The 26,508-nt window shown below is 68.8% G+C and carries 24 protein-coding genes and 1 pseudogene; 13 read left to right on the forward strand and 12 right to left on the reverse strand.

Annotated elements, in window-relative coordinates; translation table 11 throughout:
* Positions 1–49 precede the first annotated feature (49 nt).
* The 3 genes from GUY60_RS02960 to GUY60_RS02970 all read right to left on the reverse strand — a co-directional run bounded on the left by GUY60_RS02960 (position 50) and on the right by GUY60_RS02970 (position 2,967).
* The gene (locus GUY60_RS02960; protein WP_161693412.1) at positions 50–979 is read right to left on the reverse strand and encodes a carbohydrate ABC transporter permease; all 930 of its coding nucleotides are present in this window, start codon (positions 977–979) and stop codon (positions 50–52) included.
* Positions 976–2,007: an ABC transporter permease gene (locus GUY60_RS02965; protein WP_376771146.1), complete on the reverse strand. Its 1,032-nt coding sequence runs from the start codon at positions 2,005–2,007 to the stop codon at positions 976–978. The genes GUY60_RS02960 and GUY60_RS02965 overlap by 4 nt, the downstream gene beginning before the upstream one ends.
* A 171-nt stretch (positions 2,008–2,178) precedes the next feature.
* Entirely contained in the window at positions 2,179–2,967 is a 789-nt protein-coding gene (locus GUY60_RS02970) for a DeoR/GlpR family DNA-binding transcription regulator (protein ID WP_161693414.1), read from the reverse strand.
* Positions 2,968–3,127: 160 nt separating this feature from the next.
* Here GUY60_RS02970 and GUY60_RS02975 point away from each other — a divergent pair, with 160 nt between their 5' ends.
* Positions 3,128–4,015: an SIS domain-containing protein gene (locus tag GUY60_RS02975; RefSeq protein WP_161693416.1), complete on the forward strand. Its 888-nt coding sequence runs from the start codon at positions 3,128–3,130 to the stop codon at positions 4,013–4,015.
* Positions 4,016–4,183: 168 nt separating this feature from the next.
* Here GUY60_RS02975 and GUY60_RS02980 read toward each other — a convergent pair whose 3' ends face one another.
* Both GUY60_RS02980 and GUY60_RS02985 read right to left on the reverse strand, forming a co-directional pair.
* Positions 4,184–5,302 carry a fatty acid desaturase family protein gene (locus GUY60_RS02980; protein ID WP_161693417.1) on the reverse strand — a complete coding sequence of 373 codons (1,119 nt, stop codon included), beginning with the start codon at positions 5,300–5,302 and terminating at the stop codon, positions 4,184–4,186.
* A 7-nt stretch (positions 5,303–5,309) separates the two neighbouring features.
* Positions 5,310–6,371 carry a ferredoxin reductase gene (locus tag GUY60_RS02985; RefSeq protein WP_161693419.1) on the reverse strand — a complete coding sequence of 354 codons (1,062 nt, stop codon included), beginning with the start codon at positions 6,369–6,371 and terminating at the stop codon, positions 5,310–5,312.
* Between the two features lie 98 nt (positions 6,372–6,469).
* Between GUY60_RS02985 and GUY60_RS02990 the strand changes: the two genes are divergently transcribed.
* From GUY60_RS02990 to GUY60_RS03000, 3 genes and pseudogenes are all read left to right on the forward strand, one after another.
* Positions 6,470–7,609: a PucR family transcriptional regulator gene (locus GUY60_RS02990; protein ID WP_161693421.1), complete on the forward strand. Its 1,140-nt coding sequence runs from the start codon at positions 6,470–6,472 to the stop codon at positions 7,607–7,609.
* A gap of 127 nt (positions 7,610–7,736) precedes the next feature.
* Positions 7,737–8,390: pseudogene (locus tag GUY60_RS02995) on the forward strand (acetoacetate decarboxylase family protein); the annotation flags it as partial.
* A gap of 34 nt (positions 8,391–8,424) precedes the next feature.
* Positions 8,425–10,023, forward strand: a complete 1,599-nt coding sequence (locus GUY60_RS03000) for a succinic semialdehyde dehydrogenase (protein WP_161693423.1) — start codon at positions 8,425–8,427, stop codon at positions 10,021–10,023.
* Between the two features lie 151 nt (positions 10,024–10,174).
* On the opposite strand, the gene GUY60_RS03005 is transcribed toward GUY60_RS03000, so the two are convergent.
* The 4 genes from GUY60_RS03005 to GUY60_RS03020 form a co-directional block, all read right to left on the reverse strand.
* Positions 10,175–10,768 carry a TetR/AcrR family transcriptional regulator gene (locus GUY60_RS03005; protein WP_161693425.1) on the reverse strand — a complete coding sequence of 198 codons (594 nt, stop codon included), beginning with the start codon at positions 10,766–10,768 and terminating at the stop codon, positions 10,175–10,177.
* On the reverse strand, positions 10,765–11,328 hold the full coding sequence (locus tag GUY60_RS03010) for a hypothetical protein (RefSeq protein WP_161693427.1): 564 nt from the start codon (positions 11,326–11,328) through the stop codon (positions 10,765–10,767). Before GUY60_RS03010 ends, GUY60_RS03005 begins: the two co-directional genes overlap by 4 nt.
* Before the next feature lie 116 nt (positions 11,329–11,444).
* The gene (locus tag GUY60_RS03015) at positions 11,445–12,284 is read right to left on the reverse strand and encodes a MurR/RpiR family transcriptional regulator (protein WP_223178649.1); all 840 of its coding nucleotides are present in this window, start codon (positions 12,282–12,284) and stop codon (positions 11,445–11,447) included.
* Positions 12,285–12,314: 30 nt separating this feature from the next.
* Positions 12,315–12,617 (reverse strand): putative quinol monooxygenase, encoded by a 303-nt coding sequence (locus tag GUY60_RS03020; RefSeq protein WP_161693429.1) that lies wholly within the window; start codon positions 12,615–12,617, stop codon positions 12,315–12,317.
* Positions 12,618–12,799: 182 nt separating this feature from the next.
* Between GUY60_RS03020 and GUY60_RS03025 the strand changes: the two genes are divergently transcribed.
* Positions 12,800–14,179, forward strand: coding sequence for an MFS transporter (locus GUY60_RS03025; RefSeq protein ID WP_161693431.1), 1,380 nt, complete (start codon positions 12,800–12,802; stop codon positions 14,177–14,179).
* Positions 14,176–15,396: a metal-dependent hydrolase family protein gene (locus GUY60_RS03030; RefSeq protein WP_161693433.1), complete on the forward strand. Its 1,221-nt coding sequence runs from the start codon at positions 14,176–14,178 to the stop codon at positions 15,394–15,396. Before GUY60_RS03025 ends, GUY60_RS03030 begins: the two co-directional genes overlap by 4 nt.
* A gap of 65 nt (positions 15,397–15,461) precedes the next feature.
* On the opposite strand, the gene GUY60_RS03035 is transcribed toward GUY60_RS03030, so the two are convergent.
* Positions 15,462–16,721, reverse strand: coding sequence for an NADH:flavin oxidoreductase/NADH oxidase family protein (locus GUY60_RS03035; protein ID WP_161693435.1), 1,260 nt, complete (start codon positions 16,719–16,721; stop codon positions 15,462–15,464).
* Positions 16,722–16,815: 94 nt separating this feature from the next.
* Between GUY60_RS03035 and GUY60_RS03040 the strand changes: the two genes are divergently transcribed.
* The 4 genes from GUY60_RS03040 to GUY60_RS03055 all read left to right on the forward strand — a co-directional run bounded on the left by GUY60_RS03040 (position 16,816) and on the right by GUY60_RS03055 (position 20,605).
* Positions 16,816–17,430: a TetR/AcrR family transcriptional regulator gene (locus GUY60_RS03040; protein ID WP_161693437.1), complete on the forward strand. Its 615-nt coding sequence runs from the start codon at positions 16,816–16,818 to the stop codon at positions 17,428–17,430.
* 479 nt (positions 17,431–17,909) lie between these two features.
* The gene (locus tag GUY60_RS03045) at positions 17,910–18,881 is read left to right on the forward strand and encodes an alpha/beta hydrolase (RefSeq protein WP_161693439.1); all 972 of its coding nucleotides are present in this window, start codon (positions 17,910–17,912) and stop codon (positions 18,879–18,881) included.
* Between the two features lie 289 nt (positions 18,882–19,170).
* A complete protein-coding gene (locus GUY60_RS03050) occupies positions 19,171–19,635 on the forward strand; it encodes a molybdopterin-dependent oxidoreductase (protein WP_312866162.1) in 465 nt (154 codons plus the stop codon).
* 10 nt (positions 19,636–19,645) lie between these two features.
* Complete coding sequence (locus GUY60_RS03055) at positions 19,646–20,605, forward strand: NAD(P)H-quinone oxidoreductase (protein WP_161693443.1); 960 nt, start codon at positions 19,646–19,648, stop codon at positions 20,603–20,605.
* 82 nt (positions 20,606–20,687) lie between these two features.
* Here GUY60_RS03055 and GUY60_RS03060 read toward each other — a convergent pair whose 3' ends face one another.
* The gene (locus GUY60_RS03060; RefSeq protein WP_161693445.1) at positions 20,688–21,398 is read right to left on the reverse strand and encodes a type 1 glutamine amidotransferase domain-containing protein; all 711 of its coding nucleotides are present in this window, start codon (positions 21,396–21,398) and stop codon (positions 20,688–20,690) included.
* Between the two features lie 157 nt (positions 21,399–21,555).
* On the opposite strand from GUY60_RS03060, the gene GUY60_RS03065 reads away from it, so the two are divergent.
* The 3 genes from GUY60_RS03065 to GUY60_RS03075 all read left to right on the forward strand — a co-directional run bounded on the left by GUY60_RS03065 (position 21,556) and on the right by GUY60_RS03075 (position 24,853).
* Positions 21,556–22,635, forward strand: a complete 1,080-nt coding sequence (locus GUY60_RS03065; RefSeq protein ID WP_161693447.1) for an NAD-dependent epimerase/dehydratase family protein — start codon at positions 21,556–21,558, stop codon at positions 22,633–22,635.
* A gap of 32 nt (positions 22,636–22,667) precedes the next feature.
* On the forward strand, positions 22,668–23,309 hold the full coding sequence (locus GUY60_RS03070; protein WP_161693449.1) for a TetR/AcrR family transcriptional regulator: 642 nt from the start codon (positions 22,668–22,670) through the stop codon (positions 23,307–23,309).
* 623 nt (positions 23,310–23,932) lie between these two features.
* The gene (locus GUY60_RS03075) at positions 23,933–24,853 is read left to right on the forward strand and encodes a 2OG-Fe(II) oxygenase family protein (RefSeq protein WP_161693451.1); all 921 of its coding nucleotides are present in this window, start codon (positions 23,933–23,935) and stop codon (positions 24,851–24,853) included.
* Positions 24,854–25,432: 579 nt separating this feature from the next.
* Here the strand turns inward: GUY60_RS03075 and GUY60_RS03080 are convergent.
* Complete coding sequence (locus GUY60_RS03080; protein WP_161693453.1) at positions 25,433–26,125, reverse strand: alpha/beta hydrolase; 693 nt, start codon at positions 26,123–26,125, stop codon at positions 25,433–25,435.
* Positions 26,126–26,508 lie beyond the last annotated feature (383 nt).

Genomic DNA, 26,508 nt, shown 5'->3' on the forward strand with positions numbered 1-26,508 from the left:
AGTTGGGCAGGAAGAAGCGAGGGGGGGGCAGCGATGGTTGGAGGGGAATTCACCCCTTGATGGCGCCGGTGAGTACGCCCTTCACGAAGTACTTCTGCAGGAAGGGATAGACGGCGACGATCGGCACGATCGCGAGGATCAGCACCGCCATCGACATCGCCGTCGACGAGGGGAGTACGGCGACCCCGAGCGCCTTGGCGTTGAAGGTGTCTCCCTGAAGTACGTACGAACGGAGCACCATTTGGAGCGGCAGCTTCTCGCCGTCGTTGATGTACAGCATCGCGTTGAAGAAGCTGTTCCAGTACGTGACCGCGTAGAAGAGACCGACGACCGCGATCACTGCCTTGGACAGGGGCAGCACGATGGTGCGGAGGATGCGGAACTCGCCGGCTCCGTCGAGCTTCGCCGCCTCGTGCAGTTCGTCGGGAATTCCCTGGAAGAACGCGCGCATCACCACGATGTTGAAAGCGTTGAGCAGCGTCGGTGCGATCAATGCCCCGTAGGAGTCGAGGAGTCCCAGTTCCTGGATCACCAGGTAGTTGGGGATGATCCCCGGTGTGAAAAGGAACGTGCCGAGCACCAGGAGCAGCAGCGGCTTTCCGGCTGTCGTCCCCGGGCGGGAGAGCCCGTACGCGAGGCTGATCGTGCACAGCAGGCTGAGCAGTGTGCCGACGAGGGTGACCCCCACGCTCACCGTCGCCGCCCGGGTGACGACGCCGCCGTCGAGCACGACGCGGTAGGCCTCGAAGGTGGGGTCCGAGGGGAAGAGGACGTAGCCGCCGTTCGCGGCGAGCTCGTCCTTGGACGCCAGTGACGTGCCGAGACAGAGCAGGAACGGATAGGCGACCGCCACGACCATCCCGATGATGACCACGGTCTTGATGGCCTGCGCCGGCAGGCCGGGCTGCTCCATCCAGGCAGGGCGCTCTGGGTGCCGGCGCCGGTGGCGCAGTATCGCGGCGAAGGACTCTGTGGTCATCGTCGGTAGACCCCCTGCTCGCCGAGGCGGTGAGCGGCTTTGTTCGCGAGGTAGATGAGGACGAAGCCGATCACGCCCTTCATCAGCCCGGCCGCGGTGGACATGCCCCAGTCGCCGTCGACGACGCCGTGGAAGTACACGTAGGTGTCGAGGACTTCGGACGCCTCCTGGCCGACGTTGTCGCGCTGCAGCAGGATCTGCTCGAAGCCGACGGAGAGGATGTCGCCGAGGCGCAGGATGAGCAGCATGATGATCACTGGCCGGATGCCGGGCAGCGTGACGTGCCAGATCCGGCGCCACCAGTTGGCTCCGTCGATCGCCGCCGACTCGTACAGCGAGTTGTCGATGCTCGCCATCGCCGCGAGGAAGATGATCGCGCCCCAGCCGGCGTCCTTCCAGATCGCCTGAGAGGTGATCAGGAAGATGAAGGAGTCAGGGTTGTTCATGAGGTTGCCGACGTCGATGCCGTGGTCGTTGAGATACGACGTGACGGTGCCGGCGCCGCCGAACGCCTGCTGGAACATGCCGACGACCACGACCCACGACAGGAAGTGCGGGAGGTAGGCCACGGTCTGCATGAATCGTCGAGTGCGGCTGGATAGCAGCGAGTTGAGGAACAATGCGAGCGCGATCGGCGCCGGAAAGTACAACAGCAGTTGTACGGCGCTGATCTCCAGCGTGTTCCAGGTGGCGGTCCAGAACTCCGGCTCCTGCAGCAGCGCCTGGAAGTTCGCCCAGCCCACCATCGGGCTTTCCTTGAAGCCCAGATACGGCTGGTAGTCCTGGAACGCGATCACGTTCCCGGCCAGGGGGACGTAGAAGAAGACGACGAAGTACAGGATCCCCGGGACGCAGAGCAGAAGCAGCGTCCGGTCACGCCGAAGGCGTTCACGCAGCGGGCGTTTGACCGTCTTCGCCGTCGCGCGGCCTTTCTGCCGTCGCGGGGTCCCGGGCCCGGCGGGGCCTTCGTCGTCCGGTGGCGGGTGGGGCAGGACCGAACTGGGCGAGGTTGAGGCTGCCGCCGACACCGGTCACCTCCGATCGAGGGGAGCGCACATGTGCAGGAACGGAACGGGCCCCGGCCGGCACTCCGGCCCTGAGGTCCCCCGCATCCTGCATCCCTGTGCGCATCCATGACAAGAGGTGCTCGTTAACTCTTTGTTTACTGCGAAATCGCGCATCCAGGCTGCATGAAGCGATCAAGCCTGCACGACGGTGATGCCCCGCTCCTCGAACTCCTTGGCCTTCTTCGGATCGCGGTCGTCCGTGACCAGGGTGTCGACGGCGGAGGCCCCGCAGATCCGGGCGAACGCCTTGGCGCCCAGCTTGCTGGAGTCCGCCACCACGACGAGCCGGTCGGCCTGTCCGGCGAGCAGTGCGTTGATGTCGGCCTCGTGCTCGTTGCGGGCGCTGGCGCCGCGTTCGGGGTCGATGGCGTCCACCCCGAGGAAGGCGATGTCGAGGCTGATGTCCCGCAGGATCCGGCCGGCCAGCGGGCCCACGAGCTCGTACGAGAGCGGCATGGCCACGCCACCGGTCGTCACCACCTTCACGTGGCGGCGCACCGCGAGCTCGTTGGCGATGTTGAGCGCGTTGGTGACGACTGTGACCGATGGCTCCTCGCCCGGGCCGTCGTCCGCCCAGTCGCCACGGGTGGCGAGCGCTCGGGCCACCTCCGTGGTGGTGGTGCCGCCGTTGAGGCCGATCACCATGCCGCGCTCGACCAGCGCGGCGGCGGCCCGTCCGATGCGCTGCTTCTCGGCGGAGTCACGCATGGACTTGTAGCGCAGCGGCAGGTCGTACGCGGCGTCGGCCGGTGCCGCGCCGCCGCGGGTGCGCACGAGCAGCCGCTGCTCGGCGAGCTGGTCGAGGTCGCGGCGGATGGTCGCGGTGGAGACGCCGAGCTCCTCGGCGACAGCCTCCACCTCGAGCTGTTTGTGCTCTGCGAGCAGCCGGAGCAGCTCCGTGTGCCGTTCGTAGCGGTTCACCCGTACCTCTTCCTTGTGGTGCTGACCTGGGATACAGCATCGCACCGGCCGGACGGGCGCAGGGCGTGTGCAGGGAAAGACGGCAAACTGATGCTTGAAGTTGAGTGAAAAGCTTCTCTAGCATGCAGCTTCAATCAATCACCGTCGACGGGAGTGGTTCATGCACCACGTAGCGACCGAACTCACCAGCCAGCCCGAGTGCTGGACCCGGGCCGCGGAACTCGCCGTCGAGCAGCAGGCGAAGCTCCCGCAGCCGGGCGAGCGGGTCGCCGTCGTCGGCTGCGGCACGTCGTACTTCATGGCACAGGCTTACGCCGCGCTCCGCGAGGCAGCAGGCCAGGGCGAGTCGGATGCCTTCGCCGCCTCCGAGTTCCCCTCCCGACGCCGTTACGACCGGGTGGTGGCGCTGACCCGCTCGGGGACCACCACCGAAGTGCTGCGGCTCCTCGGGCAGTTGCACGGCACCACCCGCACAACCGCACTGACCGCAGACCCGCACACACCCGTGATGTCGGCCGCGGACGAGACCGTCGTCCTCGAATTCGCCGACGAGCAGTCCGTGGTGCAGACCCGCTTCGCCACCTCCGCACTCACCCTGCTCCGCACCCACCTCGGCGAGTCCCCGGCCGCCGCGATCGAGGACGCGAGGGCGGCGCTGGCCCGACCCCTGCCCCAACAGCTCCTCGCCGCCACGCAGTTCAGCTTCCTCGGATCAGGCTGGACAGTGGGCCTCGCCAACGAGGCGGCGCTGAAGATGCGGGAGGCTTCCCTGTCCTGGACCGAGGCATACCCGGCGATGGAATACCGGCACGGCCCGATCTCCATCTCCACCTCGGGAACGGCCACTTGGATGCTCGGCTCCGCGCCGCAGGGCCTGGAGGAACAGGTCCACGCCACCGGCGCCCACTGGGTTGCCGGGGGCCTCGACCCGCTCGCCGAGCTCATCGCCGTACAGCGCCTGGCGCTGGCGCTGGCCGAGGCCCGGGGCCTGGACCCGGACCAGCCAAGGCACTTGACGCGTTCCGTGATCCTCCGCCCGGCGTCGTAATGCCTCGGGCCGAGTCGCGTATCGGAGCCATCGGCCTCGCTCTCCGCCACGACCCGTCGCGCCCAGGGCCGTAATGCCGCGGCCGTCCACCGTCCGCAACGGATCTCACAAACCCGCGGTACCGCCGATACGCCGATACGGCCGAGAGAGCTGAACCAGTACCGGCAATCAGGCCGCGACGAGCTCCTGCTCGCGGTCCGGCGTCTTGACCTTGGGCTTCTTGTTCGGCAGCGAGAGTCGGAAGACCTTGTGCCACGCGGAGAACACCTGCTTGGGCAGCGGCCCGGTGACGTACTCCAGCTCGTACTTCTCGAACAGCGCGCGCACCTTCACCGCGACCTCGGCGTACCGGTTGCTCGGCAGGTCAGGGAACAGGTGGTGCTCGATCTGGTGCGACAGGTTGCCGGTCATGAAGTGCATGGCCTTGCTGCCGCTGATGTTGGCCGAGCCCATCATCTGGCGCAGGTACCACTGGCCGCGCGTCTCGCCCTTGATCGATCGGCGCTCGAAGACCTGGACGCCCTCGGGGAAGTGCCCGCACATGATCACCGAGTGGGTCCAGATGTTGCGGACCAGGTTCGCGGTGAACGTGGCGGCGAGCGTGGGGAGGAACGACGGGCCGGAAAGGAGCGGGTGGATCACGTAGTCCTTGAGCACCTGCTTGCGGATCTTGCGGCCCACGGCCCTGGCCCGCGCGCGGAACTCCGGATTCTTGCGGCGGCGCTTGTGCAGGTTCTTGCCGAGCTCCAGGTCGTACGCCGCGATGCCGTACTCGAAGAAGCAGGCGTTGATGAAGTTCCACAGCGGCTGGCCGAGGTGGAACGGGTGCCACTTCTGGTCCTCGTCGACGCGCATGATGCCGTAGCCGAGGTCGTTGTCCTTGCCGATCACGTTGGTGTACGTGTGGTGCAGCTCGTTGTGCGAGTGCTTCCACTGATCGGACGGCGAGACGTGATCCCACTCCCAGGTGGTGGAGTGGATCTTCGGGTCCCGCATCCAGTCCCACTGGCCGTGCAGGATGTTGTGGCCGATCTCCATGTTGTCCATGATCTTCGCCACGGAAAGTCCGGCGGTGCCGAGCAGCCACGCGGGCGGGAAGAACGAGAACAACAGCACACCCCTGCTGACCAGTTCGAGCTTGCGCTGCGCCGAGATGACCTTACGGATGTACGCGGCGTCCTTCTCGCCGCGGCCGGCGATCACCTCGTCGCGGATCGCGTCCAGCTCGCGGCCGAGCTCCTCGATCTGCTCCGCGGTCAGGTGGGCGGTGGGGTCGATGGCGGTCAAGGTGTTCCTACCGTTCGATGTCGCAGGGGCCCGCCGCGGCGGACACGCAGGTCTGGATGAGGACGCCCGGCTCGGCCTCGGTGATCTCGCCGGTGCGCAGGTCGCGGACGGCGCCCGCCTTGAGCGGCGAGACGCAGCCGAAGCAGATGCCCATGCGGCACCCGGAGGGCATGAGCACGCCGGCCTCCTCGCCGACGTCAAGGAGCGGCGTGGCGCCGTCCGCGTCGACGGTCCTGCCGGTGGTGCTGAACGTGACCTCGCCACCGTCGCCGGCGACGACGATGCTGGGGCGGAAGCGTTCGGTGTGCAGGCGCTCCTGGACGCCGTGCGCGGTCCAGTGCTCCTCGGCGGCGTCGAGCAGGCCCGCGGGCCCGCAGGCCCAGGTCTCGCGCTCGGCCCAGTCGGGCACGAGTTCGTCGAGACGGGCGATGTCGAGCATGCCGTCCGTGTCGGTGTGCACCTCGGTGAGCCGTAGCTTCTTGTCCGCGACCAGGTCGTGCAGTTCATCGCGGAAGATCACGTCTTGCGGCTGGGGCGCGCAGTGGACCATGACGACGTCGTCGAACTCGGTGTCGCGCAGCATGCCCATCACGGGCGTGATGCCGCTGCCGGCCGTCAGGTAGAGCACCTTGGCGGGCTTGGCCTGCGGCAGCACGAAGTCACCGGTCGGGTGGTCGAGCTGGATCAGCGTGCCCGGTTTGGCCCTGCGGACCAGGTGGTTGCTGACCTTGCCGTCCGGGATCGCCTTCACGGTGATCGTGACGCGGCCGTCCTGGCGGTGGCGGTTCGTCGGCGAGGTGAGGGAGTAGGCGCGCCACAGGCGCACCCCGTCGACGTCGACCCCGATCCGCACGTACTGACCGGCCGTGTGGCCGCGCCAGCCCCGTCCGGGCCTGATCACGATGGTCGCGGCGTCACCCGTCTCGGGGTGCACGGCCTCGATGCGCCCACGCAGGTCGGCGCCCGCACGCAGCGGGCTGACCAGGTCGAGGTAGTCCGACGGCAGCAGCGGCGTCGTGACCATCTCCAGCAGTTTCCACGCCCTGCTGCGGAGGGCTGTACTCGTCATAGCCCCAGCTTGGTGCGCCTCAAGGCGTAAAGTCCTGACCGCAGGACGTAAATCTGGTCGACAGAATTGTTCGCAGAGAACAAACAGGGAACAAAAACGTGAGCCAAGCAATCCGGAGGGCCGGCGAACTGGCCCTGGATGAGACGACGGTCACAGCGCTTCGGGCCGTGCTGAGGACCACCGCCGACGAGGTCGTCCAGGCGATCATTGACGAGGTCCCTCCCTACGCCCACGCCCTTTCGGGCCGCATGGGCGTCACCATCCGCCGGGCCGTCCGCACCGCCCTGGGGCACTACTTGGACCTCGCGAGCGGGAATGCCACAGGCGGCGACGCCGGTGACGCCGCCTACGAGCTGGGCCGCGGCGAGGTGCGCGACGGCCGTTCCATGGACGCCCTGCTCAGCGCCTACCGCGTCGGCGCCCGCGTGGCCTGGCGATGCCTGGCAGCGGGTGCCGTACCCGCAGGTCTGCCCGCCGCCGAGGTCGCCAAGTTCGCCGAGCTGACCTTCGCCTACATCGACGAGCTCTCCGCCGCGAGCGCCGCGGGCCACGCCGACGAACTGGCCGCCCGGGGCAGGGCCCACGAGCGCCACCTGGAACACCTGGCCCGCGACCTCCTCGCCGGCGCGAGCCCGGACGTGCTGCTTGCCTCCGTTCAACGGGCCGGGTGGCAGCCTCCGGATTCGCTGACCGCGGTCCTGCTGCCCGCCGCCCAGGCCTGGCCCGCCTATCGCGCGCTCGACCTGAACACCCTCGTCCTCGACGATCTGCCGGACGCCACCGGACTGCTGCTCGTCCCCGATGCCGACCGGTCACATCTCTTGCGGCAGCTGACCGACCGCACCGCCGTGGTCGGCCCGGCCCGGCCATGGACTCGTGCGTCCACCTCGTACGCACGAGCCGTACGCGCGCGCTCCCTCTCCTCCGACATTCGCGACACCGAGGACCACCTGCCCGAGCTGGTGCTGAGCGCCGACGCCGACGCGTTCGCAGACCTGCGTGCCCGAGCCCTCGCACCGCTCGGGACCTTGCCTGACGCGACCGCACGACGCCTTGAGGAGACGCTGCGGGAGTGGCTGCTGCACCAGGGCAGGCGGGACGAGGTGGCGGCGGCGTTGTTCGTCCACCCCCAGACGGTCCGGTACCGGATGTCGCAGCTGCGGGAGCTGTTCCCGGATCTCGCATCGCCAGACCGGGTCCTTGAACTGACGCTGGCGGTCGGTCTTCGGGCCGGCTGACGCGTACTTCGACCGTCCACGACCGCGTCCGCGAGCGGTCCAGGAATCGTGCCCCGTTCTCGGTGCGTGGTTCTGGGACCAGTGCACCACCGACAAGAGCCAGCGGGACGAGATCACCGCGTCGCCTCTGCCCGCGGAGCTGGCCCCGCTGGAGATCGCGCCCGGGGTGGGCCTGATCTCGGTGGTGTTCTTCCGCTACGACGTGTGCGACATCGACTTCTACACCGAAGCCGCCGTCGGGGTCGCCGTGAAGCCGGCCCGCCACGGCAAGCTCGGCTTCTTCGACCTGGCCTCCGCTCTCAAGAACGACGACCTCGATTCGTACGTGCTGTCGCTGCCGGTCAACTCGGAGATCGCGCAGGTGCGCGGCCATGACGGGTACGGCTTCCCCAAGTGGGTCACCGGACTCGACGTCGACATCGACGCACGCCGTACGACGGCCCGCGTCGCCAACGACCAGGGCGGTACGGATGTGTCGCTCTCGGTGGCCACGCCGGCGCAGACCGTCCACCCGAGCGGGGAACGCGTCTCGTCCCTCACCTCGTACACGTCGATCAACGGTGCATGGCACTCGACGCTGAACCAGACCAACGTGCTGTCGGCCGGGACGGTGCGTTTCCCGCGCGACCTCGACCTCGAGCTCGGGCAGGGCCGTATGTCCGACGACCTGCGCTCCCTGAGCCCGATCAGGACTCTCCAGCTGGACGTCATGACCGAAGGCCAGGCCGCGCTGCACATGCCCGTCCCCACCTCGGTCCCCTCGGTCCGGAGCCGGAACTAGGACGCCGGAGAGACCAGGAAGAAGGAGCCCTGCGATGGCCACCGATCACGCAACCCCGTCCACCTTCACCCGCGGCTCGGGCCTGCCCGCGTCACTGACCCCGGCCTGGATCGAGCAGCTGGCCACTCGAGTTGCCGCCGCACCGGATGCCGCACGAGTCACCACCAACGCCCCGTACACCGGTATCCCGCTCGCCGACCTTCCGGTCTCCACGCCGGCAGACGTCGAGGAAGCCTTCGGCCGCGCCCGCGTTGCCCAAAAGGCCTGGGCCGCAACGCCGTTGAGCGAGCGCAAGAAGATCCTCCTGCGCTTCCACGACCTCGTCCTGGCCCACAAGGACGAAGCACTCGACCTGATGCAGGCCGAGAACGGCAAGACCCGCCGCGACGCGAGCCTCGAAGTGATCGACATCGCGATCACCTCCCGCTACTACGCCCGCAACGCCGCCAAGTACCTGAGCCCCAAGCGCCGCCGCGGCGCGATGCCCCTGCTCACCCACACCACGGAACGGCACCACCCCAAGGGCGTCGTCACCGTCATCTCCCCGTGGAACTACCCCCTGAGCATGGCCGCGAGCGACGCCATCGCCGCACTCATGGCCGGCAACGCCGTCGTCCAGAAGCCCGACACGCAGACCGCGCTCACCGCACTGTGGTCGCTCGGCCTCATGCGTGAGGCAGGACTGCCGGCCGACGTGTGGCAGATGGTGGTCGGCCGCGGCAGCTCCATCGGCGGCGCGCTCATGGACAACGCCGACTACATGATGTTCACCGGCTCCACCGCCAGCGGACGCCAGATCGCAAGCGATGCCGGCCGGCGCCTCATCGGTGCATCCCTCGAACTCGGCGGCAAGAACGCCATGATCGCCCTCGACGACGCCGACATCGACAAGGCCGCCGAGGGCGCCGTCAACGCCTGCTTCCCCTCGGCCGGTCAACTCTGCGTCTCCATCGAGCGGTTGTACGTGGCGGAGTCGATCCGCGACAAGTTCGTCGCCGCGTTCGTCGCCCGTACGAAGAAGCTCAAGATCGGCGCCGCATACGACTACAGCATCGACGTCGGCAGCCTCACCACCCCGTCCCAACTGTGCACCGTGACCACGCACGTCGACGATGCCGTGGCCAAGGGCGCAACCGCCCTCGCGGGCGGCAAGGCACGGCCCGACCTGGGCCCGCTGTTCTACGAGCCGACCATCCTCACCGACGTCACCCCCGACATGACGCTCTACGACCACGAGACCTTCGGCCCGGTCGTCTCCGTCTACTCCTACCGGGACGTGGACGAGGCGATCGAGCTCGCCAACTCCTCGCCGTACGGCCTCAACGCCAGCGTCTGGAGCGGCAACGGAGCCCGCGGCCGCGCGGTGGCCGCCCGCGTCCATGCCGGAACGGTCAACGTCAACGAGGCGTTCGCCGCCGCCTGGGGCAGCATCGACGCCCCGATGGGCGGCATGGGCGACTCCGGACTCGGCCGCCGCCACGGAGCCGACGGAATCCTCAAGTACACCGAAGCCCAGACCGTCGCCCACCAGCGCATCCAGGGCTTCTATCCGCCGACCCGTGTCTCGCCCGAAACCTGGGCGGCCATCCTGACCGGCGCGATGAAGGTCCTGAAGGCGGCAGGCGTTCGCTGAACCAAGAAAGCAGGCGGCGCGGTCCCGATGAACCGCGCCGTCCCAAGTCGGCTGAACCGCACCGGCCCAGAGCTGCACCAGCCCAGTCCGTCGGCCAGGTGGACCGGCTGCCGGAACTGCCGCCGCCTGACCGGCCGTTCAGCGCCCCCTGCTATCCGGCCAGGGCGAGCAGCAGCCTCTCCACCATCTGTCGCAGGGCCGCCCGGTCGGTGTTGCCCGGCTCGGGTCGTGTCACCCCGTCGTACGTGAGTCCCTCGGTGAAGGCGACCACGATCCGCCCGCCCTCTTCCGGATCCGGGCTGCCGAGCGCCGTTGCCAGCAGCTGCGCCTGGCCGATGAACTTCTCCCGGGCGCGGAGCAGTTCGGTGCCCAGCTCGCCTTCCGGATGGCGCGCCGTGAGGAGGATGATCTCCAGGCGGGCGCGGGTGCGGTCGCGTTGGGGGCCGAGCCAGTGGGCCAGTACGCCGGCGAAGCGGTCGGCGATCTGGCGTACCGGCGGCGCCTCGGCCAGATCTTCGGAGACGGTTGCCGCTTCGATGTCCGCCACTTCCTGTTCGGCGATGAACGCGATCACCCCGGCGAACAGAGTCTGGCGGGTACGGAAGTAATAGCTGGTCGACCCGGCCGGCACCTGCGCCCGCCGGTCCACCGCCCGGTGGGTGAGCCCTTTCAGGCCCTCATCGGCGATGACCGCCACCGCGGCGGTCAGCAGCGCCTGTACGCGGGGGCTTCTGGCGCCGCTCACGCGACGGCCCGCTTCCTGAGCCTGCTGAGCATCATCCGGCGGACGAGGCCGCTGAACGGCTCGATGAGCCGCCAGTACCGCCCCATGGCACGACGAGCCGCCTCGTCGAGGCACAGGACCCGGGTCTCGGTGACGACCCGCGTGCCGCCCGTGGCTGCGTCGGCGCTGAATCTCATGCTGAACGTCGCCTTCGCATAACCCGGTTCATCGAACGCCAGGAAATCGCTCGGCCCCGTGACGTCCGGCCGCCCGTTGGCCGCTCCCATGGTCCACCACTGGCCCACGATCCCCCTCACCAGCTCCCGGGGCGCGTCCTCGGCCAGTAGCAGGAAGCTGTCCCGCAGATCCTCCTCCGGTACCTCGCCACCCCTGCTTTTCACGCGCCCGAGCTGCCGCCGTACAGCGAACAGCGCCCGGACAACCGGTCCCCACCCCTCGCCGCCGGCCTTCTCCATCTCCTGCCAGGCCGCCCACACCGCCTCCACCGGAGCCGGAATGACCGTCTGGTGCCGGGAGCCGAAGTCCGGGCTGGGAACGAACGTGCCTGCAAGTCCACTCATACCCCGCACTCTACATTTGTAGAGTCAGGTGGGCCCCGCATTCGGCAGGATCAGCCCTTCGCTTCAGGCAGTGCTTTCCTCGGTGAACTGCCCGACCGGCTGTCGTGTGCGGCCGGTCAGGGCTGATCGTCCATCAGATCCAGCTCGTTCCAGGCGTGTTCCACACGTCCCACCGACCGCAGCCGGTCGGCGGAGGTGCCCAGTTCCGCGACGATGGCCTGGACCGCCGAGACCATGGCGGTCAGTGACGGGGTGGAGTGCAGCCCCTCGATCGGGGTCACGAGCAGGTGGTCGGCGTCTTCCGCGAGGGGAGAGGAGTGCAGGTCGGTCAGTACGCACACGGTCGCCCCCTGTTCGCGCGCGAGGCGGGTGAGTCCGCGCAAGGCGCGGGTGAGGCGCCACACGTTGATGGCGATGACACAGTCTCCGGCCTGCAGGTGACTCAGTCGCGCGGCCTGCACCGTGGGGGAGCCGAGGGCGAGTTGGATGTCGTATCCCATGATGGTCCCCAGGTGCCCGAGGATGTGGGCGGGGGCTGCGGCGGTGCCGGATCCCACCACGAGGGTGCGGCGCGAGGAACGGATGGCCTCGGCGACGCGGCGGATCGCCTCGACGGATTCTGCCGCCATGAGTGCCTGCACATTGGCGGCGTCTCGTTGCAGCATGCGCGCGGCGGCGTCCTGGGCGGTGCTCGGTGCGCCACCGGCGCCGGTCAGGCCGTCGAGGTACAGATCGCGCAAGCCCTCTCGGAGGGCCGGCCATCCGTCGAAGCCGAGCTGCTGGCAAGTGCGTACGACGGTGGAGGTGTTGGCCCCCGCGCGCTCGGCGACTTCGCGCGCCGAGGCGTAGCTGGCGAAGTGCGGCTCGCGGACCAGTACGCGGACCACCCGCTCCGCCTGCGGGCCCAGGGCCGCATAACCCTCCTGGTTGCGCAGCCAGGTCTCGATCACGGACACGGGAACTCCTCGGCCACGGGACGCGCTCGTTCATGGGCGGTCCGACACGGTATGGGCGACGTCGAACAACTGGCTGTGCACCGCGTCCGGCGAGCTGAAAAAGGGTGCCATGCCCGCCGCCAGCTCGGCCCGGCGGGGTGACTGCTGCCACGCGGTGTACGCGGCGAGGTCGGGCCACGCGGCGGTGACCACCAGGGTCTGTGAATCCTCGCTGGTCAGGATGTGTGACTCAAGCGCCCCGGAGGCCTCGATGACCTCGTGGCGTCGGTAGAAGGCGAGGAGTTCATCGGCCTTGGCGGGCACGGGGCGCAGAGTGAGCACTGAAATCTTCATGCATCAACCATTGCATAGATGGAGTCTATGCAACTAGCTTTGCGCCGCATCGAGTGCCGGACCTTGTTCGTGGAGGCGCAGTGAACCCTTCTCAACCGTCAACAGCACCACCAGCACTGAACGGCGAGGACCTGTTGCACAGGCTCGACCGGCTGGAGCCCTCTTCAGCACACCGCCGACTGATGTTCCAGGGCGGCCTCGGCTACACCTTCGACTCCTTCGACGGCGCGCTGATGGGATACGCCCTGTCCGCGGTCATCGTCCTGTGGAACATCGACGCCGGACCGGCGGGCTGGCTGCTGTCCTCGCTCTACTTCGGCTATCTGATCGGCGCACTCGGGGCCGGCGTGCTCGCCGACCGGTTCGGCCGACGGCGCCTGATGATGTTCGCGCTGCTGATCTTCTCCGTCTTCAGCCTGCTGATGGCCACCGCGACCGACCCGACCCAACTCTTCATCTGGCGGGCCCTGTCCGGCATCGGCGTGGGCGCCGAGAGCGTGCTCGTCGCGCCCTACATCTCGGAGTTCCTGCCCGCCCGCTACCGCGGCCGGTTCGTCGCCCGCACGGTCGGCTTCCTCTCCTTCGGCTACATCCTGGCCGGCGTCGTCGCCGCCGTCGTGATCGGCCCTCACGCCGAGACCGGATGGCGGATCGCCGCACTGATCACCGCTCTGCCCGTGGTCCTCCTCCTGTGGTGGCGCAAGAGCCTTCCGGAATCCCCGCGCTACCTCATCTCCCGTGGGCGTCTGGCTGAGGCCGAAGAGGTGGTCCGCCGGTTCGAAAGCGCCGCCCCCGCACCGGGGAGCGCTCACGCCGAGAGCGGCCTGTCCCGGAAGACACCGCGGGACCACAGCGGATCCCTTGCGGCCTCCCCGCAGGCATCGAGTGCACCGGCCGCGGCGAAGAGGCCGGCCGTCGCCCAACTGACCGCCCTCTTCGGACCCGGTCTGGCCCGCCGGACACTCGTCCTGTGGGTCATCTGGTTCACCCTGACCGGTGTCAACTACGGCTTCGCCAGCTGGCTGCCCACCCTGCTGATCACCGCGAAGGGCTTCGCCATCACCAAGTCCTTCCTGTACGGACTGGTGACCGCCCTCGCCCAGGTGCCCGGCTACTACATAGCCGCAGCCCTGGTCGACCGCATCGAACGCAAGTGGGTCATCGCCCTGTACGCCACCGGCGCCACCCTGTCCGCCCTGCTGGTCGCGCTCACCGGAAACGAGGTGCTGCTCCTGGTGGGCGCCGCCTTCCTCGCCGCGTTCATCAACGGCTCCGCAGCTGCGTACTACGTCTACACCTCGGAGCTGTACCCCACCGCCATCCGCACCACCGGCATGGGCGCGGCCTCGGCGGTCGGGCGGTGCGGCGCCATCCTCTCGCCCATCGCCATCGGCTACCTCTACAGCCTGGTCGGCTTCAGCAACGTGTTCCTCGGCCTCGTCGGCCTGCTCGCCGTCGCTGTCGTCGTCGTCACCGTGTTCGGCGAGAAGACGGCCGGACGCAGCCTGGAGCACATCGAAACCGGACACAGCCCGGAGCACATCGAAAGCAGGACCGCATGAACCGTCTGCTCATCACCAATGCGCACCTGCTGCACCCGGAAGCCGGTGAGATCACCGACGTCTCGTGGCTCGAAGCCGTGGACGGCCGGATCGCCGCCACCGGCACCGGCCGCGCCCCAAGCCCGACCGACGACGTCCGGCACATCGACGCCGCGGGCGCCACCGTCATGCCCGGACTCATCGACGCGCACGTCCATCTCCTGCTGAGCACTCTCGACCGTCAGGAATCCGACTCCTGGACGCCCGGGTACGCCACGGTCCGGGCTCTGGCCGAAGCCGGGCGCATGCTGCGCCGCGGCTTCACCACCGTCCGCGACGTGGGCGGTGCCGATCACGGAATGGCCCGAGCCATCGAGGAAGGGCTCGCGCCCGGCCCTCGCCTCGTCTTCGGCGGCAAGGCGCTGTCGCAGACCGGCGGCCACGGAGACCTCCGCCCGCTCGGCGACGACGCGATGCCCTGCTGCCAGGCCCGCCCCGCCTTCTCCCGTATCGCCGACGGCGTCGACGCCGTCAGAGCCGCCGCCCGCGACGAATTCCGCAAGGGCGCCGCCCACTTGAAGATGCTCCTCAGCGGCGGCGTCGCCTCACCCCACGACGAGGTCTCCGAAGTCCAGTACACCGACGAAGAGTTGTGCGCCGCCGTCACCGAGGCCGAGAACCACAACCGGTACGTGACCGTGCACGCGTACCACCCCCGCGGCGTCAACCGCGCCCTGCGAGCGGGCGTGCGCTGCGTCGAACACGGCAACCTCATCGACGACGAGACCATCCGCCTCCTGCTGGAGAACGACGCCTACCTCGTCCCCACCCTGATCACCTACGACCAACTGGCCAAGCTCGGCAAGAAGTTGGGCATGGGGGAGGCGTCCCACCGGAAGATCGCAGACGTCCACGAGGGCGGCCTCGCCGCCCTCGAACGTGCCCACACCGCAGGCGTCAACCTCGTCTACGGAAGCGACCTGCTCGGCCCCATGCGGACCGCCCAACTCGAAGAGTTCACCCTGCGCGCAGAAGTCCAGCCGGCCGCCGACCTCGTACGAGCGGCGACCAGCACCGCCGCCCGCCTGCTCAACCTGGAGTCCCAGATCGGCACTTTGGCCATCGGCGCCAGCGCCGACCTCCTCATCGTCGACGGCAACCCGCTGGACGACATCAGCCTCCTCACCCGCCCGCAGGACAACCTCCGACACGTGATCAAGGGCGGCAACGTCGTCTGAGGTTCATCGCGGATGCCGCTACCGGGCCGGGGCGGCAAGAGCCCCGACCACCTGAGCGACGCGGTTCACTGCCCTGCGGTGCTCTGTGCCGTGGCCGCTCCGGCCAGCCAGGGGCGGTAGCGGCGCAGGGCCCGGCGTTGCTGGACCTGTTCGGAGACCACTGCGCGGGCGGGGTGGGTTCCGGGCTTGGGGCCCCGGCCGCGGGAGAGGCGGCGCATCTGGTGGCGTACGAGCGCCATGCTCGCCGCCGAGGCGATGGCCTTGTCGGACCAGGTAACGGGCCGCAGTTGGCGGTCGGCCTCGCGCTGCTGCCTCCACCGGTCGGGCAGGTCGGGGGTGACGGCGAGGGCCGTGCCGATGCCGACGACCGCGACACCGCTGTCGAGGACGCGCTCGGCGGTGACGCGCTGCGTGATGCCGCCGGTGAGCATGAGTGGGATCGGGCTCGTCGTGACCAGGTCCTTGGCGAGGTCCAGGAAGTAGGCCTCCCTGGCCTGGGTACGGGCGTCGGCGGGGCGGCCGGTCATGGCGGGGCTCTCGTAGCTGCCGCCGGAGAGTTCGACCAGGTCGACGCCGAGGGGTTCGAGCATCGCGATCACCTGCCGGGCGTCGTCGGCGTCGAAGCCGCCGCGCTGGAAGTCGGCGGAGTTGAGCTTCACAGCGACGGCGAAGGACGGGGAGACGGCTTCACGTACGGCGCGGACGATGTCGAGCAGGATCCGGGCCCGGTTCTCGAGTGATCCGCCCCAGGCGTCGGTGCGCTTGTTGACCAGAGGGGAGAGGAACTGCGACAGCAGATAGCCGTGTGCCGCGTGGATCTCCACGCCGTCGAAGCCGGCCTTCTCGGCGCGGTGCGCGGTGACCGCGAAGCGGGTCACGGTGGCGTCGATCTGCTCGGGCGTCATGGCGGTGGGGCGACCGAAGCGGCTGCTGTGCTTGCCCAGGTCGACGCCGACATCGGACGGGCCCCATACGACGCCGGGCATGTCGGACTGCACTTGGCGGCCGGGGTGGTTGATCTGCATCCAGATCGAGCCGCCGCCGGACTTGCCGGCCTCGGCCCACTCCGTGAACGGCTTCAGCGGCGCGGCATCGTCGAGCACCACGCCTGCGGGTCCGGTCAGCGCCTCGGCGTGCACCATGACGTTGCCGGTGATCAGCAGTCCGGTGCCGCCGGCGGCCCAGCGCCGGTAGAGCGTGAAGAGTCGCTGGTCCGGGAGCTGGCCGTCGCCGGCCAGGTTTTCCTCCATGGCCGCCTTCGCGATCCGGTTGTCGAGTACCTGGCCGGAGCGCAGGGGCAGCGGCGAGAACAGCTCGCTGGACATTGGGTTCCCCACTTCCATTTCGATCGTTTACGATGTATGCACCGTTCACATTAGGGGACAATGTGAGCGTCGTAAACATGAGGGAGTGTGACCTGTGCCGCAGAGCACTGCGTATCACCACGGGGACCTGCGGGCCGCCTGCCTGCGGGCGGCGCGTGAGCTGCTCGAAGAGGACGGCAGCGCGGGTCTGTCGCTGCGCGCGGTAGCGCGGCGGGCGGGGGTGTCGGCAACGGCTCCGTACCGCCACTTCGCGGACCGTGACGCGCTTGTCTCGGCGGTGGCGGCGGAGGGCTATCGCGAGCTCGCCGAGCAGCTGGCCGCGGCGCACCCCGCACCCTCGACGCCGGACGACCTCGCGGCGGTCGCCGTCGTCTACGTGCGGTTCGCCCTCGATCACCCCGCGCTGTTCCGGGCGATGTTCGCCGAGCCCTGCGACCCGACCAGCGAGGAGCGCGTCGCCGCGACGGCCGTCATTTCCGAGTACGTCCAGGGCATCGTCCGTGACGCCTTCCCCGGCTCGGACGCGAGCGCCCTGTCGACCGCAGTGTGGGCCCTCGTCCACGGCCTGGCGTTCCTGCACCTCGACGGCAAGCTCGACACCTCCACCCCCGAGGTGGTCGTCGAGCAGGTGCGCGCCGCCGTGTACGCGTTCTTCACTGCGGCTCCGGCGATGCGGGCGGTGGCCGGGCGGGGCGAGGTGTCGGCCTAGAGGGTGCGGCGCCTCGCCCTGCCCGGCCGGGATTCCTGGGGCGCGGGGGAGAAGCGCTCGAACAGAGCGAGGTGGTCGTACTCGTTCCAGCGCGCGTCGGATTCGCCGGGCGGGCCCCGCGCTGATCGCCAGGATCGAGGCGCACAAGTCGCACGCACTGTGCGCCCCTGCCCGGGGAGCCACGACACCGAACGGCACATCCTTCAGCTCGGGCCCATGAGGCGTGCGTAAGACGCCCGAACGGTGGCAAACGCGGACGCTCGCCCGTACGAGCCGGGCGGAGACGCCTCCGTGCTCCGAGGGCGGAGGGCGACGCCCTGCCACGGACACCACGGTCCCTGCGCACAGTCTTGTGCCGTGTTGCGGCCCATGCGTGGGGATTGAAGATGGGATGCGGGGGTGGTCCTTTTGCGTGACTTTGGCCACCTTGTGTGACCGATGGAGTCGCACCTGCGGGGGGCTCGTCACTTGGAGTGAACATGGCTGATGTGCCACCGCCGATCACGCCCTACCTGGAGCCGGAAGCGAAGGAGCTGGCCGAGGCGACCGATCCGCATCCGCGTATCTACGAAGTACAGCCGGAGAAGGGACGCGAGATCCTGCTCGGGTTGCAGAGCGATCCGAGCGTGCCCAGGCCCGAAGTCGACGAGGAGTGGGTCGACGTGGACGCCGGCGAGTGGGGCACTGTCCGTACGCGCATCATCCGGCCGAAGGGGTCGACCGGGCCGCTGCCCGTGGTCTTCTACATCCACGGCGCGGGCTGGGTGTTCGGCGACGACAAGACCCACGACCGGCTTTTCCGCGAACTCGCTGTCGGAGCGGGCGCGGCAGGTGTCTTCCCCGTCTACGACCGGGCGCCTGAGAACAAGTACCCGACCCAGGTCGAGCAGAACTACGCGGTGGGCCAGTGGGTCCAGAAGCACGGCGCCGACCACGGACTGGACACATCACGGATCGCAGTGACCGGTGAATCGGTCGGCGGCTGCATGTCGGCGGTCTTCGCGCTGATGAACAAGGAGCGCGGCGGGATCGACCTCAAGGCGCAGGTCCTGCTGTATCCGGTGACGAACGCGGACTTCGACACCCCGTCGTATCTGCAGTTCGCCGAGGGCTACTACCTCACGCGCGACGGGATGAAGTGGTTCTGGGACGCGTACACCACCGACCTTGCGCAGCGGGCCGAGGTGCATGCCGCGCCGCTGCAGGCCTCCCTGGATGAGCTCAAGGGACTGCCGACCACGCTGGTCATCACCGATGAGGCCGATGTGCTGCGTGACGAGGGTGAGCAGTACGCGAACAAGCTGCGCGAGGCCGGGGTGGACGTCACGTCGGTCCGGGTCGCGGGCATGGTCCACGACTTCCTGCTCCTCGACAGCCTGCGTGACACCCGGGCGGCCAACGTCGCCCGGACCCTGGCTGTGGACGCGCTGAAAGCCGCACTGCACAGCTGAAGCGAGCGTGTGCGATGGCCCCGGCCGGGCAACCGGCCGGGGCCGGCCGGCCCGCTCCTCAGCCCTTCGCGCTACCCGTCAAGTCTGCTGTCGTCAGGCGCACTTGCACGCGAACTCTTATGCCTTGACCCGCAGTACTTGCAGTACCCGCATTTCCGTCCCACATTGCCGCCCCGCGGCACGCCCAAGCCCAGTCCGACCTGGACGAGGAGCGTGCGGAGGCCGACTCCGAGCGAGAGGAGTGAACCGGATGGCCGGCTTGTCGCCAGGGTTCCAAGGCAGAGCCCACGTGTTCGAGGGGCGACTGCCGCCGGGGCAGTACCCGACGGAGACGTTCCCTGTCCTCTCCGCCGGTCCCACGCCCCAACTGCCCACCGACCACTGGTCGTTCCACGTGACAACCGAGGCGGAGCAGCGCCGTACGTGGTCGTGGGAACAGATGATGGCCCTTCCGCAGCAGGAGTTCACCGTCGACATCCACTGCGTGACACGGTGGTCGAAGTTCGACACCGCCTGGCTGGGGGTGTCCCTCGACGTGTTCCTCGAAGAGGTGGAGACCGCAGCGGACTTCGTCGTGGCCGAGTCCTTCGACGGCTACACCACGAACCTGCCCCTGGAATACATCACCGACGGCAAGGCGTGGCTCGCCCATTCCTACGACGGGTACGCACTCTCCCCGGACCACGGCGGACCGGCCCGCCTGGTCATCCCGCACCTCGGAGCGCCCGTGGAGCCCTTCGCCTCAGTCATGTGAACGGAGTGCCATGAAGGCAGTGTCGATCAAGGAACCCGGTGGGCCTGAAGTCCTGGAATGCGTCGATGTCGAAGATCCCGCGCCCGCTGCCGGGGAAGTGGTCGTCGACGTGGTGGCCGGCGCGCTGAACCGGGCCGACGTCATGCAGCGGATGGGTCTCTACCCGGTCCCGCCGGGGACGTCCCCGTACCCCGGGCTCGAGGTCTCGGGGCGCATCGGCGCCGTCGGTGAGGGAGTGACCGGCTGGAAGGTCGGGGACGAGGTCTGCGCCCTGCTGACCGGAGGCGGCTATGCGCAGAAGGTCGCTGTTCCGGCGGGGCAGTTGCTCACGGTGCCCAAGGGGATCAGCCTGGTGGAGGCGGCCGGCTTGCCCGAGGCGGTGGCCACCGTGTGGTCCAACCTCGTCATGACCGCCGGCCTCAAGGAAGGCGAGACCCTTCTCGTGCACGGCGGGGCGGGCGGCGTCGGCACTGCGGCTATCCAGATCGCCAAGGCCATCGGGGCTCGGGTGGTCACCACCGTCGGCGGCCCGGAGAAGGCTGCTAGGGCAAGGGAGTTGGGCGCCGACGTCGCGGTCGACTACCGCACGCAGGACTTCACCGAACACGGCCCGTACGACGTCATCCTGGACGTTGTCGGCGGGCAGTATCTCGAGCGGAACGTCCAGTCCCTGACTGTGGACGGGCGCCTCGTGGTCATCGGTCTGCAGGGCGGTCTGGAAGGCCAACTCAACCTTGCGGAGATGGTGTTCAAGCGCCTGTCCGTGTTCGGCACGACGTTGCGCACCCGTTCCGCTGAGCAGAAGGCGGCCATTGTGGCCGAGGTCCAGAAGAAGATATGGCCGATGATCGAGAGCGGGGCTGTGCAGCTGGTCATCGACCAGACCGTGCCGATGTCCGAGGCCGCTGAGGCGCACCGGCTCATCGATACGGGTCGGCACATCGGCAAGATCCTGCTGGTGAACGCCTGAAGGTTCCTCTGGGTGGGGGAGTTGGGGCCTCGTAAAGGGCGCCGGAGGCACCCTCGTCACGGGGGATGCGAAGTCGGGCCTCTCAGCGGGACGGCGAGCTGAGCTGCTCGACGAGTTGCGTGGCGAGGCGCTCGGAAGACTGCGGGTTCTGGCCGGTGTGGAGGTTGCGATCCGAGACGACGTAGGGGCGCAGGGGCAGGGCGGCCTTCGTGTAGTCGGCCCCGTTCTCGCGCAGTCGGTCTTCGAGGAACCACTCGGCATTGCGGGCGAAGCGGTTCAGCTTCTCTTCCGTGTTGGACAGGCCCGTCATGCGGTATCCGGCGAAGGGCCAGCTACCGTCGGGGTTCTTGGCCGCGAGCAGGGCGGCGGGCGCGTGGCAGAGCAGCGCGAGAGGCTTGCCGGAGGCGAGGCGGCGGCTCAGCAGTGCGCCGGAGGTCTCGTCGTACGCGAGGTCCTCCATCGGGCCGTGCCCGCCGGGGTAGAAGACGAGGTCGTACTCGTCCTCGTCGACCTCGGCCAACGGCTGAGGGTGATTGAGCTGCTCGCTGATCGAGTCGAGGTGACGACTGATCGCCCGGCGCTTCCAGGGGGTGCCGCCGGCGATCCCGAGGCTGAGTCTGTCGAGGGTGGGAGCCACGCCGCCAGGAGTGGCGACAGTGATGTCCCACCCGGCCTCGCTGAAGATCCGGTGCGGCTCGGCCACTTCCTCGGCCCAGAAGCCCGACGGGTGTACGGCTCCATCACGCAGCGTCCAACGGTCCGCCGCCGAGATCACGAAGAGCACCTTCGTCATCGCCCTGCCTCCCTGCTCATCCCCTGCCGTCCGGGTCCGCCGCGGTGGCGGCCTCAGCTGCTCTGCACCGAGCGTAGCAAAAAACGAAACGAATTGACTTCGTATCGAAATAGGCGCACGGTGGATCAAGGAAGGCGACAGCGCGAAAGGACCCCCGATGGACACACAGGTCGACCTCGACGGCATCCCCGTCGACAGGAGCACCCCGGTCCTGGTGACAGGCGCCACCGGCTACGTCGCCGGGTGGATCGTCAAAGGCCTGCTCGACGCCGGCGTCACCGTCCACGCCGCCGTACGAGACCCCCACAACACCAAGAAAGTGCAGCACCTGCTCGACGCCGCACAGGCGTCGACCGGCACCCTGCGCCTGTTCGCGTCCGACCTGCTGCGTGACGGCTCATACGCGGAAGCCATGCAGGGGTGCCGGATCGTCATCCATACCGCCTCGCCGTTCGTCCGGTCCGTACGCGATCCGCAACGAGACCTCGTGGACCCGGCGGTGCAGGGCACGCGCAATGTGCTCGAAACCGCGAACCGGGTCGGCAGCGTCGAGAGGGTCGTCCTCACCAGCTCGATCGCCGCGATGATCGGTGATGCTCAGGACGTGCTCCGCCTCCCCGGCCGAACCGTGAACGAGACGGCGTGGAACACGACCTCGTCGCTGACCCGCGAGCCCTACAGCTACTCCAAAACCCTGGCCGAGAAGGAGGCGTGGCGAATCGCCGAGGCCCAGGACCGCTGGCGCCTCGTCACCGTCAACCCCGGCTTCGTGATCGGCCCAGCGCTCAACTCCTCGCCGACCAGCGAGAGTTACACCGTCGCCCGGCAGTTGGCGAGTGGCCAGCTGCGCTTCGGCGCCCCACGCGTGGCACTGGCGGTCGTCGACGTCCGTGAAGTGGCGTACGCGCATGTGGCTGCCGCGTTCCTGCCCGAGGCGGAAGGGCGTCACCTGGTGGTGGCGGAGGCCACCGACATCGTCGACCTCGGGCGCCGGCTCCTGCCCGCCTACGGTGCGAGCTATCCACTGCCTCGCCGAGGCGTGCCCAAGGCTCTCGCGGTCGCGTTCGCTCCGGCGGCCGGAGTGGAGCGCGGCTACTTGCGACGCAATGTCGGCTTCGCTCTCCGCAGCGACACCTCCAAGAGCCGCCAGAAGCTCGGCGTGCGCTACCGGCCTGCTCAGGAGTCCATGGAAGACATGTTCGCCCAGCTCATCGAGTCCGGGACACTGGAGCGGTAATGCCCAGGCCCCGCCCGACTCGAAGTGAGCCCATGCCCGCCAGGAACGACAACCACGCCACCGCGTCCCCGAGCCGGGGGAGGCCGGCCGATCCGCGCCTCGAGGGTGCATTCGTCGAGGCAGCCCTGCAGTTGGTCGCCGAGAAGGGATACGCCGCCCTGACCACCGCGGCGGTCGCCAAGCGTGCAGGCGCCTCCACCGCCAGCCTGTACCGGCGCTGGCCGACCAAGCGGAGCCTGGTCACGCACATCGCACGCACGGTCACCCTCGACGTCCTCGGCGAGATCGACACCGGGACCCTCCGAGGCGATCTGCGCGAACTCCTCACGCGCAAACAGCAGTTGTTCGACTGCGTAGGGCCCACGCTCCTCGCCCTACTGGCCGAAGCACGCCACGACGACGAACTCCGGGAGATCCTGCACCAGGCAGTGATCGTCGACATCAATGCACGGTCTGAGGCCATGCTCGACCGTGCTGTCGAACGGGGCGAGATCCCGGAGCCCGATACCTCAACAGCTCAGGCCCTCACCGTCATTCTGGTCGGCGGCGGCCTCGTCCACCACGCCCTCCTCCCGGCCTCACCCGAGCCCGGCACCGACGCCACGGTGGAAGCAGAACTGACCCTGATCCTCACCGCCCTCGCCCACAGACCGGGGCCTTCCGTCCCGTCGTGAGACGTGCTGTTCGGTGGCGTGGGCGAGGTCTTCGCGGGTGCGCGGCAGCTTTGTGGTGGATACGAGGATCGGCCGGGCCCGGAAGCTCCTCCGGGGACGGTGTCTCGCCGCACGGCCGCCGGTGCCGTCCACGCCCCACGGGCCCTGGGGTCACGGTGTACCTGACGCAGTCGCAGCGCTGTTCTGGATGATCCACGCTGTCCTCAATGACTGGGCGGGCGGTCGGACACCGTGCGCCGACGCGTGGCGCGTACGTACGGCGGGTCGGGGCGCAGCAGCTCCGCCCACGGCCGTGGTCCTGGCCGTGCTCGACGCGGCGGGCCGTACGAGGCGCAGCGCCCCAACTCCCCTTTTCCGGGTGGGGGGTTCCTGGTGCGGCGCCACGGTGCCACACGGCGTCGCGGGGCCGCACCTTCGGTGCGCGGGGCCCAAGGCACGCCTCCGGCGTGCACCGCACTTCCGGTGCGCTGTGCGGACTCCGCCGTACCGGCCCGGCCCCGTAGCCGGCGCAGGCGCTGGCCTGTTTGTGCTCGTTGTCCCGATGGGCTCCTGGCATGGACCCTGGGGGCAGATCGGGTCGCTGGCGCACGGTCGGCTCTACCCGCAGGGGAGGTGACACGGGCGTGGAATCGGTACACGGCACGGAAGCAGACATTCCCTCGGTGGACCTGGACCTGGACCTGGACTCGGGCGAAGGCGCCGTCGTGCTCGGGGAGGCGTGCCGTCGCCTGGGATTCTTCTTCGCCCGCCGTCACGGGGTACCAGAAGCATTGATGGGCCCCGCGTTTGCGGAGACGCGGCGTTTCTACGCCCGCCCCGATCACGAGAAGCGGACGTACGCCGCCAGTGCCCGTTCGCAGTTCCTGGGCTACCGAGGGGTGGGGCAGGAGAGGAGTACCTCTCACGCGGGCGGCGAGGCCTGCGAGCAGTTCCGGATCGGAGGGACCACCCGCGCCCTTGCTGTGGAGCCGTCGTCCGGCTTCTTCCACGGTCCGTTCGCGAACTGCTCCGCGATCTTCGAAAGCCTGGTGGTGCTGGGGGACCGACTCCTCGCGGCCTGTGCCGAGGATCTCTCACTGGACGGTGCGCTCACCGGCTCCTGTCAGGCCTCGCCCATGCACCGCCTCGGCCTCAACTCCTACCGGCCCGGACACGGCGCCGACATCGCCAACACCGTCGACTATGCGATGTCACCGCACATCGACCACGCCTACTTCACCGTCGTGCTCCAGGACGAACCTGGCCTCCAGGTGCAGGACGAGAATGGCGTCTGGCTCTCTGTTCCCCTGGTCCCCGACGCGGTGTTCGTCTTCCTCGGGGACTACCTGCAGCGGGCCACGAACGGCATCTACCGTGCGGCGACGCACCGGGTCGGCGCGGTGAGCGCCGACCGGATCTCCATCCAGTACAAACACCGACCCGCCTACAGCACCGTCGTCGCGCCGTTGGGGGCGTGCGCCAACGCGGACACTCCGCCTCGCTACGAGCCGTTCGACACGGGCAACCAGTATGCGTCCCTGCTGCAATCCCTCCTGGACCGTTAGGGCCGAGGCGTCCGGCCACGGCGGCGGGCAACAGTGGCTTGCGTGAGGCCGCATGCTGCGCGTACTGCGACCAGCATCGACGGCGGCAGGCCTATTCCAGAAGGCCATTAGTGTGCAGTCGCCGCCGCGGCCACATCTAGGGTCCGGCCGGGCACTTGGCTCGGCAGGTCAAGCTCGGACCGGCCAGCGCGCTTCGTTCCTGGGCGCGGTCCCACGACGTCGGCCACGTCCCCGGTCCCAGCAAGGGCCACGCACACCCCAGCGACGGGAGTCTGTCCGAGCGGGCAGTCGTCGTCGTGGGTCGGGAGGCTGGTTCCCGCCAGCTGATGAGAATCCTTGAAAGCGGCCAGGGCTGCTCGTCGCCCCACTCGGTCCCGGTGTTCAACGGAGTGGGGCGTTTCAGCGAGCGTCGCGCGCATCGGCGGCAGGGGCGGCCCCCTCGTGGAGGTGCGTGCCGTGCCGGCCGGTCAAGAGGGCCCTCGGCGGCGCTGGCCTTCGACCACACTGGACAGTCCGTCCCGCCCCTTGAACTGGCTGGCCGAGCTCGTGGCCTGGACCGATGCCCCGCCGAGTCAGCGATCAGGCGGCCGTGCCTGCGGCTTCTTCAATGAGGTCGGTGACCGGGCCCGGCTGGGAGGCCAAAGAGGCGTGACTGGCGTCTAGTTCGATGGTCTTACGCGGGTTCATACGCTCGGCCATGCGACGTTCGTTGTCGGGGTGGATCATGCGGTCGCTGGTGGAGATCTGGTACCAGGTCGGCTTCGCGCGCCAGGCCGGCGCGGTGACGTTGTCACCGAATGTCGATCCCAGCGGCGCTTTCTGGGTGACAGCCATGATCAGCGCTTCCTCCGCTGACAGGTCCTGGGCGAAGCTCTCGTGGAACTTGTCTTGCTTGACCCACAGGTAGCCGTCGGAGTCCGGAGCAAGGTTCTCGAACGCCGCCGGAGGTTTCTCCTGGCTGATCTGGCCCGGGCTTTCACCGACATCCGGAGCGAACGCTGCGATGTAGACCAGACCGGTGACGTTGGGTAGGTCACCCGCCTCTGTGATGACTGCACCCCCGTAGGAATGCCCGACCAGCACCACCGGGCCGTCGATCTGCTTCACCATCTTGCGGGTGCGTTCGGCATCGTCCGCGAGCGAGGTCAGCGGATTCTCCACCGCGTGCAGTGATCCGAATCCGCGGCGGTGGAGTTCGGTGATGACCTTGCCCCAGTGGGCAGCACCGCCCCAGAAGCCGTGGACCAGCACGATTGCGGGCTTCTCAGCCATGAGGTCTGCCTTTCGCGAGCAAGGGCGATCTGCCTCACTAAGTGGAGTGCAACCTTGCGGCCATCGCACGCCGAACTCACCCTTCAGGTGAGTGACCCAGAGTTCGCACCGCAGTCCCGTTGAAGGGCACTCACCAAAGCACCGGCTTCGGCCACCGCATGGGATTGCCAGGAGTACCTGCGCAACAAGGGGATCGCCATTGACCCAACCGTTGTCGATGCGTGCGGGAGAGGCACCAGCGGCACCTTGGGATCTCACGCAATCTGTGTCCTGCAGCTCATCAGCGCGGGCGTGACCTCGAGGGATGCTCGCAACGCCTGCGATCTGGCAGACAACTGAGCTGCCCGAAGGGCCAAAAAATGAAGAGAGCCGCCCTTCCGGAG

The organism is Streptomyces boluensis, from assembly GCF_009908195.1.
Taxonomy (GTDB): Bacteria; Actinomycetota; Actinomycetes; order Streptomycetales; family Streptomycetaceae; genus Streptomyces; species Streptomyces boluensis.

Bases quoted from the DNA above. Each gene is read 5' to 3' on its own strand.
- GUY60_RS03080 (WP_161693453.1), bottom strand. From the start codon at position 26,125: ATGGCTGAGAAGCCCGCAATCGTGCTGGTCCACGGCTTCTGGGGCGGT.
- GUY60_RS03035 (WP_161693435.1), bottom strand. From the start codon at position 16,721: ATGTCCAGCGAGCTGTTCTCGCCGCTGCCCCTGCGCTCCGGCCAGGTA.
- GUY60_RS02985 (WP_161693419.1), bottom strand. From the start codon at position 6,371: ATGACGAGTACAGCCCTCCGCAGCAGGGCGTGGAAACTGCTGGAGATG.
- GUY60_RS03030 (WP_161693433.1), top strand. From the start codon at position 14,176: ATGAACCGTCTGCTCATCACCAATGCGCACCTGCTGCACCCGGAAGCC.
- GUY60_RS03000 (WP_161693423.1), top strand. From the start codon at position 8,425: ATGGCCACCGATCACGCAACCCCGTCCACCTTCACCCGCGGCTCGGGC.
- GUY60_RS03055 (WP_161693443.1), top strand. From the start codon at position 19,646: ATGAAGGCAGTGTCGATCAAGGAACCCGGTGGGCCTGAAGTCCTGGAA.
- GUY60_RS03070 (WP_161693449.1), top strand. From the start codon at position 22,668: ATGCCCGCCAGGAACGACAACCACGCCACCGCGTCCCCGAGCCGGGGG.
- GUY60_RS03025 (WP_161693431.1), top strand. From the start codon at position 12,800: ATGTTCCAGGGCGGCCTCGGCTACACCTTCGACTCCTTCGACGGCGCG.
- GUY60_RS02975 (WP_161693416.1), top strand. From the start codon at position 3,128: ATGCACCACGTAGCGACCGAACTCACCAGCCAGCCCGAGTGCTGGACC.
- GUY60_RS03010 (WP_161693427.1), bottom strand. From the start codon at position 11,328: ATGAGTGGACTTGCAGGCACGTTCGTTCCCAGCCCGGACTTCGGCTCC.
- GUY60_RS02960 (WP_161693412.1), bottom strand. From the start codon at position 979: ATGACCACAGAGTCCTTCGCCGCGATACTGCGCCACCGGCGCCGGCAC.
- GUY60_RS03020 (WP_161693429.1), bottom strand. From the start codon at position 12,617: ATGAAGATTTCAGTGCTCACTCTGCGCCCCGTGCCCGCCAAGGCCGAT.
- GUY60_RS03045 (WP_161693439.1), top strand. From the start codon at position 17,910: ATGGCTGATGTGCCACCGCCGATCACGCCCTACCTGGAGCCGGAAGCG.
- GUY60_RS03065 (WP_161693447.1), top strand. From the start codon at position 21,556: ATGGACACACAGGTCGACCTCGACGGCATCCCCGTCGACAGGAGCACC.
- GUY60_RS03060 (WP_161693445.1), bottom strand. From the start codon at position 21,398: ATGACGAAGGTGCTCTTCGTGATCTCGGCGGCGGACCGTTGGACGCTG.